The 10693-nt window shown below is 65.9% G+C and carries 9 protein-coding genes; 7 read left to right on the top strand and 2 right to left on the bottom strand.

Annotation, left to right across the window (positions count from 1 at the left end; translation table 11 throughout):
* Positions 1-202 precede the first annotated feature (202 nt).
* From ACFO0A_RS10750 to ACFO0A_RS10725, 6 genes are all read left to right on the top strand, one after another.
* Complete coding sequence (locus ACFO0A_RS10750; protein WP_379539002.1) at positions 203-1087, top strand: N-acetylmuramoyl-L-alanine amidase family protein; 885 nt, start codon at positions 203-205, stop codon at positions 1085-1087.
* Between the two features lie 59 nt (positions 1088-1146).
* A complete protein-coding gene (locus tag ACFO0A_RS10745) occupies positions 1147-3666 on the top strand; it encodes a penicillin-binding protein 1A (protein WP_379539001.1) in 2520 nt (839 codons plus the stop codon).
* A 39-nt stretch (positions 3667-3705) separates the two neighbouring features.
* On the top strand, positions 3706-4257 hold the full coding sequence (locus ACFO0A_RS10740; RefSeq protein ID WP_379539000.1) for a peroxiredoxin: 552 nt from the start codon (positions 3706-3708) through the stop codon (positions 4255-4257).
* A gap of 133 nt (positions 4258-4390) precedes the next feature.
* Positions 4391-5518 carry a peptide chain release factor 2 gene (gene prfB, locus ACFO0A_RS10735; RefSeq protein WP_379538999.1) on the top strand — a complete coding sequence of 376 codons (1128 nt, stop codon included), beginning with the start codon at positions 4391-4393 and terminating at the stop codon, positions 5516-5518.
* The gene (locus tag ACFO0A_RS10730) at positions 5515-6234 is read left to right on the top strand and encodes a class I SAM-dependent methyltransferase (protein ID WP_379538998.1); all 720 of its coding nucleotides are present in this window, start codon (positions 5515-5517) and stop codon (positions 6232-6234) included. Before prfB ends, ACFO0A_RS10730 begins: the two co-directional genes overlap by 4 nt.
* Positions 6235-6269: 35 nt before the next feature.
* Positions 6270-7679 carry an NAD(P)H-dependent flavin oxidoreductase gene (locus ACFO0A_RS10725; protein WP_379539648.1) on the top strand — a complete coding sequence of 470 codons (1410 nt, stop codon included), beginning with the start codon at positions 6270-6272 and terminating at the stop codon, positions 7677-7679.
* A gap of 9 nt (positions 7680-7688) precedes the next feature.
* Here the strand turns inward: ACFO0A_RS10725 and ACFO0A_RS10720 are convergent, their stop codons facing one another.
* Positions 7689-8714: a 2-hydroxyacid dehydrogenase gene (locus tag ACFO0A_RS10720; RefSeq protein WP_379538997.1), complete on the bottom strand. Its 1026-nt coding sequence runs from the start codon at positions 8712-8714 to the stop codon at positions 7689-7691.
* A 138-nt stretch (positions 8715-8852) separates the two neighbouring features.
* Here ACFO0A_RS10720 and ACFO0A_RS10715 point away from each other — a divergent pair, with 138 nt between their 5' ends.
* Positions 8853-9329, top strand: a complete 477-nt coding sequence (locus ACFO0A_RS10715; RefSeq protein ID WP_379538996.1) for an SH3 domain-containing protein — start codon at positions 8853-8855, stop codon at positions 9327-9329.
* 158 nt (positions 9330-9487) lie between these two features.
* Here ACFO0A_RS10715 and ACFO0A_RS10710 read toward each other — a convergent pair whose 3' ends face one another.
* The gene (locus ACFO0A_RS10710) at positions 9488-10684 is read right to left on the bottom strand and encodes a thiolase family protein (protein ID WP_379538995.1); all 1197 of its coding nucleotides are present in this window, start codon (positions 10682-10684) and stop codon (positions 9488-9490) included.
* Positions 10685-10693: the final 9 nt, after the last annotated feature.

The following is a 10693-nucleotide window of genomic DNA, read 5'->3' as shown; positions in this document are numbered from 1 at the left end:
GACTTCGCATGAAAGCATGGGAAGGTCCGGTGGGGCAGGGATGGGCATGCCGGTCCCCGCCGCAGCAGCGCTAGCAAAGCCATATGCCCACGGCAACCTAAACCGCGCGAAGCAATGGCGAACAAGCACGCGCACTCCGATCGAATTAGCGCTGGACCCGCGCTTGTCGGGGGCGGCATAGCTGCGCGCCACGATGTTGCCCGTGCTCGATCCCCTGTTGTCGCTGGTTCTGTCGGCGCTCGCCCTGCCTTCGCTGGGGCCTGGAGGATCGCTCTTGCTGAACCCGGAAGCGCAGATGGCGCCGCGGCGGCATAACCCCGACTATGTGGTCAGGGTAGCTCTTCCTCCCCGCCGACCCGCCGTGGACCTGCCGCCGGTGCTCGGGCCGGACGACGCCAGCCGCCCGCTGGTCGTCATCGACGCCGGGCACGGGGGCTACGATCCCGGCGCCAGCGGCGGCGACGGCCAGATCGAGAAGCAGCTGACACTCAACCTAGCGCTGGCACTGCGCGACGAACTGCTCAAGCGCGCACGGGTTCGGGTCGCGCTGACCCGCAGCGATGACCGCTTCCTCGTCCTGGACGAACGCTCGGGCATCGCGCGGCGCCTGCATGCCGACCTGTTCATCTCGATTCATGCCGATGCGGCGCAGAGCGACGGCGCGACCGGGGCCACGCTCTATACGCTTTCGGAAACCGCTTCGGACAAGACCGCGGAAGCCATCGCAAGCCGCGAAAACAGCGCCGATACGATCAATGGAGTGCAGCTCAGGAAGCAGGCCGGCACAGTCGATGCGATCCTTGTCGACCTATCACGCCGCGAGGCGCTGGAGAGAGCGGCCAAGTTCGCCGGCCTCGTGCGACGTGAGGCGAGCGGGGGTCTGCACTTCCGGGCGGAGGCGGTCAAAAGCGCGGCGTTCGTGGTGCTCAAGGCACCCGATGTCCCCTCGGTCCTGTTCGAGTCCGGCTACATCAGCAACAGCGCCGATGCAGCGTTTCTCGGCTCACCGCAGGGCAGGGAGGCCTTTGCCGAGACGTTTGCCCGCGCGATCGAGGCCTACTTCGTCAGGGTCCGCCCGGGTCGCTGAGCACCTCCCGTCCGCGCCCCGTTGCGGCACCGGGACCAAGCACCTATAGCGCTGCCCATATGGCCGATAACAGCGTCGCTTCGCATTTCACCTACCGCATCCGCCGCGACGCCGGGGGTCTTGCCGAGTGGTTCCGGACCAACTGGCGCGACAGCCGCTGGTTCCGGAGGGGCGTCTTTGCGGTTGCGGGCCTGTTCGTGCTGTGGATCGTGCTCTGGCTCTCGGTCGCGCGGGGCCTTCCCTCGGCCGACAAGTTGCTGACCTATGAGCCGCCACTGCCGACGATGGTTCGCGGCGTCGATGGCCAGATCGTCGACAGCTACGCCCGTGAGCGCCGGGTCCAGTTGCGCTACGTCGATTTTCCAGACCAGGTGATCCACGCCTATCTGGCGGCTGAGGACAAGACCTTTTTCAGCCACCACGGCATCGATTTCGGCGGTCTGGTGGGCGCGGTTTTCGACTATGTCACCAAGCTCGGCTCGGGCCAACGTGCCAAGGGCGGCTCGACGATCACGCAGCAGGTGGCCAAGAACATCCTCGTTGGCGACGAATATTCCGTCACCCGCAAGCTCAAGGAAATGTACCTCGCCATGCGGATCGAGGGGGTGCTGACGAAAGAGCAGATCCTCGAACTTTACCTCAACGAAATCCCGCTTGGACGGCAGAGCTTTGGCGTGCAAGCTGCGTCACGCGCCTATTTCGACAAGGACGTGAAGGACCTTGCGCTGCACGAGGCCGCGTTTCTCGCCATCCTGCCCAAGGCGCCCGAGCGCTATGGCCGCGCCAAGAACGAGCAGCTTGCGATCACCCGCCGCAATTTCGTGCTCGACCAGATGTACGACAACGACTGGATCACGGCTGCGCAGCGCGACTCCGCCAAGGCGATGCCGCTCGGCCTGATCCCTCGCCGGGCCGAGCCCGCTGGCGCGGATGCTGGCTATTTCCTCGAGGAAGTGCGTCGGCAACTGATCGCGAAATACGGAGAGAAGGCCGAGGACGGCCCGCATAGCGTCTATGCCGGCGGGCTGTGGGTCAGGACCTCGCTCGACCCGGAGTTGCAGGACGCTGCCCGCGATTCGCTGCGCGCCGGGTTGCTGCGCTATGCCGCCGGACGCGCCTGGACCAAGCCGATCGCGCACATCGATCTGGGCGACGGCAACTGGCAGACGCAGCTGATCGTCTCGAACCTCGGCATCCGCTACAAGGACTGGCGCGTCGGCGTCGTGACCGAGCGATCAGGTCCCAATGCGCGGATCGGGTTCACCGATGGCAAGACCTACCCGCTCGGCGGGCTGCCCGACGCGCTGCGCGCCGGCGACGTGATTGCCGCCGCGCCTAACGGAACCGCCGCCTATGCCGTGCGCACCGTTCCCGAAGTATCGGGTGGCATGGTCGTCGAGGCGCCACACACCGGCCGCGTCTATGCGATGCAGGGTGGGTTCGATTCGCGGCTCGGTTCCTTCAACCGTGCGACACAGGCCGCCCGCCAGCCGGGATCGACGATCAAGCCATTCGTCTATGCCACCGCGCTCGATTACGGGATGACCCCGGCCTCGATGGTGCTCGACGGCACTTTCTGCGTGTATCAGGGGGCCGCGCTGGGCGAGAAGTGCTTCCGCAACTTCGACAGCAGGGGCGGCGGCGGAACGCACACGATGCGCTGGGGCCTCGAACAATCGCGCAACCTGATGACCGTGCGCATCGCCAACGACACCGGGATGGAGCACGTCGTCAACACCATCAAGCGGATGGGGATCGGCGACTACGATCCTTACCTGTCGATGGCGCTGGGCGCGGGCGACACCACGGTGCTCAAGCTCGTCAACGCCTACGCCGGCCTCGTCAACGCCGGGCGCCTCAATCGGCCGACGCTGATCGACTATGTCCAGGATCGCAACGGGAAGGTGATCTGGCGCGCCGGCAATCGCCAGTGCTCCGCCTGCAACATGGCGCAGTGGGACGGCAAGCCGATGCCGCGGTTCAAGCCGACCGGGGCGCAGCGGATGGATCCTCGCACCGCGTACCAGACGGTCCATATGCTCGAAGGCGTGGTCCAGCGCGGTACTGCCGTGGTCCTGCGCGATCTCAACCTCCCGATGTTCGGCAAGACCGGCACGACCTCGGGCCCGACCAACGTCTGGTTCGTCGGCGGCACGCCCGACATCATCGGCGGGGTCTACATGGGTTACGACCAGCCTCGCAGTCTCGGCGGCTACGCGCAGGGCGGTCGCCTTGCCGCGCCGATCTTCAAGCAGTTCGTGCAGGAGACGCGCGAGCGATGGTCGGACGTGCCGTTCCGTGCGCCCGCCGGCGTGCGGATGGTGCGGATCGATCGTACCTCGGGCCGCAAGGTGTTTGCCGGCAATCCCAGCGACGAGGCCAAGGCCGCGATCATCTGGGAGGCGTTCAAGCCCGACACCGAGCCGCGCCGGACGATCCGCCAGGACGAGCTCGACAACAAGTCGCGCGTCCTCGCCGCGATCAACGCCGCGCGGGCGGCGCACACCCGCTCGGTTACGGCGACCCAACGGTCGGCTGCACCGGACAACTTCGTCGAGGAACAGGGCGGCATCTACTAGGCGCTTGCCTTGATTGCGCGGTTCGCAGACTATCGGGCGATGAAGAACGCTCCCATATCGCTGCTCGCCGCCTGCCTGGCGCTGGCCATCCCCGCGCTCGCCCATGCCGAGCTTTCGACAGGTACCCGCGCGCCGCAGTTCGTCGCCAAGGGCGCGCTCGGTGGAAAGCCGTTCGACGTCGATCTTGCCCGCGCCCTCAAGAAGGGGCCGGTCGTCCTCTATTTTTATCCCAAGGCCTTTACTCAGGGGTGCACGCTGGAAGCCCACGCCTTTGCCGAGGCGACGGCCGATTTCCGCGCAGTTGGGGCCACTGTGATCGGCATGTCGGCCGACGATCTGCCCACCTTGCGCCGCTTTTCGGAGGAAGCGTGCCGCGACAAGTTTGCCGTCGCCAGCGCCACGCCCGCCGTGATCAAGGCCTACGACGTCGATCTTGCGGCCAAGGACGGCAAGTCCACCGGCTTGACCAAGCGCACCAGCTATGTGATCGACCGCAGCGGACGCATCGTGTTCGTCCATTCGGACATGAACTATGCCGAGCATGTCCGCATGACCCTTGCCGCGGTCCAGGGGCTGAAACGCAAGAGCTGACGTTTCAGGCGGATCATTTGGCACCTGGATGTTTCCGCCGCGGCGGAACTGCGCGGCCCTGCGCGCGTCCAACTTTACAATTGCTGTCCCTGCGCTAAGCGGGCGCGCTCAATTCTAGCGGAGAGATTGCGTCATGCGTGCGGAGGGCCAAGCCCACATCGACCGGATCGAGGCGGCGCTGGCGCTCGTGCGCAAGTTCCTCGACTGGGAACGTGCGCTGCGCCGGCTGGACGAGCTTAACGCCCGGGTCGAGGACCCGCGCCTGTGGGATAATCCCAAGGACGCCGAAGCAGTCATGCGCGAGCGGCGCCGTCTCGACGCAGCAATCGGCACGGTGAGGCAGATCGGCCAGGAGATGGCTGACGCGGTCGAATTCGTCGAACTGGGCGAGGCCGAGGGCGACGAGGGCGTGATCGCCGAAGGACTCTCCTCGCTTGCTGCGCTGGCCGACCGGGCCGACAACGACAAGGTGCAGGCGCTCCTTGCGGGCGAAGCCGACAGCAACGACGCGTTCCTTGAAGTCCATGCCGGAGCAGGCGGGACCGAAAGCCAGGACTGGGCCGAAATGCTTCAGCGGATGTATGTCCGCTGGGCCGAACGGCACGGCTACAAGGTCGAGATCGTCGACTATCACGCTGGCGAGCAGGCCGGGATCAAGTCGGTCACGCTGCAGATCAAGGGCGAGAACGCCTATGGCTACGCGAAGACCGAGAGTGGCGTGCATCGCCTTGTTCGCATCAGTCCTTACGACAGCTCGGCCCGTCGCCACACCAGCTTTTCCAGCGTCTGGGTCTATCCGGTGATCGATGACGACATCGACATCGAGATCAAGGAAAGCGATCTCAAGATCGATACATACCGCGCATCGGGCGCGGGTGGGCAGCACGTCAACACGACCGATTCGGCCGTGCGGATCACGCACATTCCGACCGGCATCATCGTCGCCAGCCAGAACGATCGTAGCCAGCACAAGAACCGCGCAACCGCGATGGGGATGCTCAAGGCTCGGATGTACGAGGCCGAGCTCGCCAAGCGCGAGGCCGAGGCAAGCGGTGAATACCAGGCCAAGACCGAAATCGGCTGGGGCCATCAGATCCGCAGCTACGTGCTGCAGCCCTACCAGTTGGTGAAGGATCTGCGGACCGGCGTAACCTCGACCGCGCCCGACGACGTGCTGGACGGCGCGCTCGATCCCTTCATGGCCGCCGCGCTTTCGCAGCGGGTGACGGGCGAAAAGGTTGCCGTGGAGGACGTGGAATGAGGAGGCTGGCCCTGCTTGCCGCGCTGGCGCTCCTTGCCGGCTGCAAGGATACCGACCGGGCGCCCACTGCGCGCGAGTTTCCCAAGGCGCATCGCCCGGTATCGACTGCCGGCGGCAACGGCTTCTCGACCGAGGAAGCGCGCGACAACCGCAACGAGGCCAACACGGTCATGGATCTGGCCAGGATCGTGCCCGGCAACACCGTGGCCGATATCGGCGCGGGCGACGGGTACTACACGGTCCGGCTGGCCGAGCGCGTCGGAGCGAAGGGCCGGGTGCTGGCCGAGGACATCGATCGCAACGCCCTCAAGGGGCTGGGTGCGCGGATCGAGCGTGAGCAGCTGAACAATGTGTCGATCCGCCTTGGTCAGCCCGACGACCCGCGACTTCCGGCAAACAGCTTCGACCGGGTTTTCATGGTCCACATGTACCACGAGGTTGCGGAACCCTATGCCTTCCTGTGGCGGATGTATCCGGCGCTGAAGAAGGGCGGACAGGTTATCGTTGTCGACGTGGATCGGCCGACCGACCAGCACGGCATCCCGCCGCTCCTCCTCCAGTGCGAATTCGAGGCGGTGGGCTTTCGCTTGGTTGAATTTGTCCGTAAACCCGAGATTGCCGGTTACTACGCGCAGTTCGAGGCCAACGGACCGCGCCGGCCGTCCAACGCGATCCTGCCTTGCAGGCTCGCGAAGGGCGAGTTGATGACCGGTTGACGCGGGTTCGCAGGACCGCGCGCTGAAAGGGTATGATGTCTGAGTTCAAGGGTTTGAAGCCGATTCTCTACGGCGGTCGCGAGGTATGGCCGCTGGTCGAGGGCGGCAAGGGCGTGTCCGCTACCAATCACGCGAGTTCGGGTGCCTGGGCGGCGGCGGGCGGCATCGGCACGGTCAGCGCCGTCAATGCCGACAGCTACGACGCCGAGGGCAAGATCGTGCCCCAGATCTACGACGCGATGACTCGTCGCGAGCGGCACGAGCAGCTGATCACGTACGCGATCGACGGTGCGGTCGAGCAGGTAAAGCGCGCTCACGACATCGCTGGCGGAAATGGCGCTATCAACATCAACGTCCTGTGGGAAATGGGCGGTGCCCAGCAGGTGCTCGAGGGCGTTCTCGAGCAGACGCGCGGGCTTGTCACCGGGGTCACCTGCGGTGCGGGCATGCCTTACAAGCTGAGCGAGATCGCCCAGCGCTACAACGTGAACTATCTGCCGATCATCAGCTCTGCCCGGGCTTTCCGCGCGCTGTGGAAGCGCGCCTATCACAAGGTCGCGGACCTTATGGCGGCGGTCGTCTACGAGGACCCCTGGCTGGCTGGCGGGCATAACGGCCTGTCGAACGCCGAAGACCCGCTGCGGCCTGAAGATCCCTATCCACGGGTCAAGGCGCTGCGCGAGACGATGCGGGCCGAAGGCATCGCCGACAGCGTGCCGATCGTCATGGCGGGCGGGGTCTGGTTCCTGCGCGAATGGAACGATTGGATCGACAACCCCGAACTCGGCCAGATCGTGTTCCAGTTTGGTACCCGGCCCCTCTTGACCGAGGAAAGCCCCATTCCAGACGGCTGGAAGAACGCCTTGCGCGAGCTAGAGCCGGGAGACGTGCTGCTACATCGCTTCTCGCCGACCGGGTTCTATTCCTCTGCTGTCCGCAATCCGTTCCTGCGCGAACTGGAAGCGCGTTCGGAACGACAGGTACCTTATTCGCGTGTGTCGGCGGGCGAGCATACCGTGCAGCTCGATGTCGGGGTGAAGGGCAAGAACTTCTGGGTCGCCCCGCGCGATCTCGAACGAGCCCGGGGCTGGGCCGCCGAAGGCCACACCCATGCGCTGCGCACGCCCGACGATACCGTGGTCTTCGTCGACCCGACCGAGCGCGAGACGATCCGCAAGGACCAGTCCGACTGCATGGGCTGCCTCTCGCATTGCGGCTTCTCGTCGTGGAAGGATCACGACGACTACACCACGGGCCGCCTTGCCGATCCGCGCAGCTTCTGCATCCAGAAGACGCTGCAGGATATCGCTCACGGCGGACCGATCGACCGCAACCTGATGTTCGCGGGACATGCGGCCTACCGGTTCAAGCAGGACCCGTTCTATTCGAACAACTTCACTCCGACCGTGAAGCAGCTCGTCGACCGTATCCTGACCGGAGACTGAGATGGCGGGTCAGGCCCAGCCTTCGAGCACCTGGTCGGGCGGGCGGTGCCCATCGGCCCAGAAGCGGATGTTGGCTATGACCCGCTCCCCGGAAGCTTCGCGACCTTCGTAGGTGGCGCTGCCAAGGTGCGGCAACAAGCTGACCTGCGGCAGCGCGATGAGCCGGGGATCGACTGCAGGCTCGTTCGAGAACACGTCGAGCCCGGCGCCGCCGAGGCGGCCCTTTTGCAGCGCGACGATCATCGCTTCCTCGTCGATCAGATCGCCACGGGCGGTGTTAACGATCGTCGCCTCGGGCTTCATCAGCGCAATTCGCCGAGCGTCGATCAGATTGTGGGTCTCGGGCGTCGAGGGGCAGTGCAGCGAAAGGATGTCGGCTTCGGCGACCAGCTTGTCGAGGTCAGGCTCGTAGCGCGCGCCCAGCGCATTCTCGATCGCCTCGGGCAGGCGATGGCGATTGTGGTAGACGATCGATAGCCCGAAGGCCCGCGCGCGCGCCGCCACCGCCTGGCCGATGCGGCCCATGCCGACGATGCCGAGAACTTTGCCGCCGATCCTGTGGCCGAGCATGGTCGAAGGCGCCCAGCCTTCCCATTCGCCCGCGCGGATCACGCGCCCACCTTCGACGAAGCGGCGCGGAACCGACAGGATCAGTGCCATCGTCATGTCGGCGGTATCGTCAGTAAAGACGCCCGGCGTGTTGGTTACCATGATCCCCGCGGCGCGGGCCGCGGCCAGATCGATGTGATCGACCCCGGCTCCGAAATTCGCGATCAGGCCCAGTCGCTTGCCGGCGGCGCCGATCATCTCGGCGTCGATGCGGTCGGTGACGGTGGGGACGAGAACGTCGCACCGCTGCATGGCGGCGATCAGTTGCTGCCGCGTCATGGGGCGATCGGTGCCGTTAAGCGACACGTTGAAAAGTTCGTCCATCCGGGCTTCGATGGCCGGAAGCAGGCGCCGCGTCACGATGACCGCGGGCTTGCCTTCGACACGCCTGGTAGTGGCGCGCTGCTGATTGGGTTGGTCCGGCATCCTGTACACAGCGCTATGCCGGGCAGCGATGCGCGGTCAAGGGCGCAGCGGGTGTCGTCACCTGTGCACAGGCCGCGCTTGAACCGGAGGACGCTTCCTGTCTATGCCGCGATAGCAACGATGCCAGCGAGCCCGATCATGTCCAAGTCCTTCTGGCGCCTCGTCCTTTCGGTATCCCTGGCGGGATTGGCCGCCGCTCCGCTGGCGGCCGCCGATGACCCGGACGTACCCTACTGGGCGTCGCTCACTGCCGACAAGGTCAACATGCGGGCCGGACCGGCGCGCGATTATGCGATAAGCTGGGTTTATCGCCGCGATAACCTGCCCGTGAAGGTCGTCCGCCTGCACGAAGGCTGGCGGCTGGTCGAAGACCCCGACGGCACGCGCGGCTGGATCCTCTCCCGCTTCCTCAGCCGCGCGCGGTGGGGAATCGTCCAGGGCAAGATCAGCGAGCTGCGCGAAAAGCCGGACGGCACAGGCAAGCTGATGTGGCGGGTGGAGCCGGGCGTCGTGGGACGCCTCGGCGACTGCCAGAACGGCTGGTGCCGGTTCGATGTCCACGGCCACAAGGCGTATATTGCCGCCGACGCGGTTTGGGGGGACGGCGAGCCCTGAATGCGAAGCGGGCGGGGATCATCGATCCCACGCCCGCCTTCGTCGTTACTGCGGAAAGAACTTCACCTCCGGTCGTGACAACTGCCTCCGGACGCGGGAGAGCGGTACAGCCAAAGCCGAGCTTGTCGCCAAAGCGCGAGGGTTGCGCGCGCCGGGTTTCAGGCCAGTTCGACCGCGACCGCGGTTGCCTCGCCGCCGCCGATGCACAGCGAAGCCACGCCGCGCTTTTTGCCGTGGCGCTGCAGCGCAGCGATCAGCGTGGTGATGATCCGGGTGCCGCTGGCACCGATCGGATGGCCAAGCGCGGTGGCGCCGCCATGAACATTGATCTTCTCGTGCGGGATGCCGAGGTCGTGCATCGCGAACATCGCGACGCAGGCGAACGCCTCGTTCACTTCGAAAAGGTCGACGTCGGCGATGGTCCAACCGGCCTTGTCGAGCAGCTTGTTGATCGCCCCTACCGGGGCAATCGTGAAATCCTTGGGCTCCTGCGCATGCGCGGCCATGGCCACGATCCGCGCCACCGGCTTGGCGCCGCGGGCGTCGGCAACGCTCTGCCGGGTGAGAACGACCGCAGCCGCACCGTCGGAGATGGAGCTCGATGTCGCCGCAGTGATCGTGCCGTCCTTGGCGAAGGCGGGCTTGAGCGTCGGAATCTTGTCGGGTCGGCCCTTGCCCGGGGCCTCGTCGGTGTCGACGACGGTCTCGCCAGCGCGGCTCTTCACCGTGACAGCGACGATCTCGTCCTTGAAGGCGCCCTCGGTGATCGCAGCCTGCGCCCGGCGCAGCGATTCGATCGAGTAGCCGTCCTGAGCCTCGCGCGTGAGCTGGTACTCGTTAGCGGTATCCTGCGCGAACGTGCCCATGGCCCGGCCTTCCTCGTAGGCATCTTCGAGCCCGTCGAGAAACATGTGGTCATAGGCCGTATCGTGGCCGATCCTGGCACCCGAGCGATGCTTCTTGAGGAGGTACGGCGCGTTCGTCATCGATTCCATGCCGCCGGCCACGACCATGTCGACCGTGCCGCTGGCGAGCGCCTCGGCCCCCATGATGACCGTCTGCATCCCCGAGCCGCAAACCTTGTTCACCGTGGTGGCCTGGACGGACTTCGGCAGCCCGGCCTTGATTGCGGCCTGGCGGGCAGGGGCCTGGCCTAGCCCGGCAGGCAGGACGCAGCCCATGTAGATCCGGTCTACGTCGGCGCCTTCGATCCCTGCTCGCTCGACCGCGCCGCGCACCGCGGTGGCGCCAAGATCGGTTGCCGAGACATCGGCAAGGGCACCCTGCATCCCCCCCATCGGCGTCCGCGCATAAGAAAGAACTACGATGGGGTCGGCAGCGGAAAAGCTGGGCATGGAAGGCCT

This window comes from Novosphingobium tardum, assembly GCF_042652045.1.
GTDB classification, from domain to species: Bacteria; Pseudomonadota; Alphaproteobacteria; order Sphingomonadales; family Sphingomonadaceae; genus Novosphingobium; species Novosphingobium tardum.
This window is presented reverse-complemented; position numbering and strand designations above follow the sequence as displayed.

Bases quoted from the DNA above. Each gene is read 5' to 3' on its own strand.
- ACFO0A_RS10745 (WP_379539001.1), top strand. From the start codon at position 1,147: ATGGCCGATAACAGCGTCGCTTCGCATTTCACCTACCGCATCCGCCGC.
- ACFO0A_RS10740 (WP_379539000.1), top strand. From the start codon at position 3,706: ATGAAGAACGCTCCCATATCGCTGCTCGCCGCCTGCCTGGCGCTGGCC.
- prfB (WP_379538999.1), top strand. From the start codon at position 4,391: ATGCGTGCGGAGGGCCAAGCCCACATCGACCGGATCGAGGCGGCGCTG.
- ACFO0A_RS10730 (WP_379538998.1), top strand. From the start codon at position 5,515: ATGAGGAGGCTGGCCCTGCTTGCCGCGCTGGCGCTCCTTGCCGGCTGC.
- ACFO0A_RS10725 (WP_379539648.1), top strand. From the start codon at position 6,270: ATGTCTGAGTTCAAGGGTTTGAAGCCGATTCTCTACGGCGGTCGCGAG.
- ACFO0A_RS10720 (WP_379538997.1), bottom strand. From the start codon at position 8,714: ATGCCGGACCAACCCAATCAGCAGCGCGCCACTACCAGGCGTGTCGAA.
- ACFO0A_RS10715 (WP_379538996.1), top strand. From the start codon at position 8,853: ATGTCCAAGTCCTTCTGGCGCCTCGTCCTTTCGGTATCCCTGGCGGGA.
- ACFO0A_RS10710 (WP_379538995.1), bottom strand. From the start codon at position 10,684: ATGCCCAGCTTTTCCGCTGCCGACCCCATCGTAGTTCTTTCTTATGCG.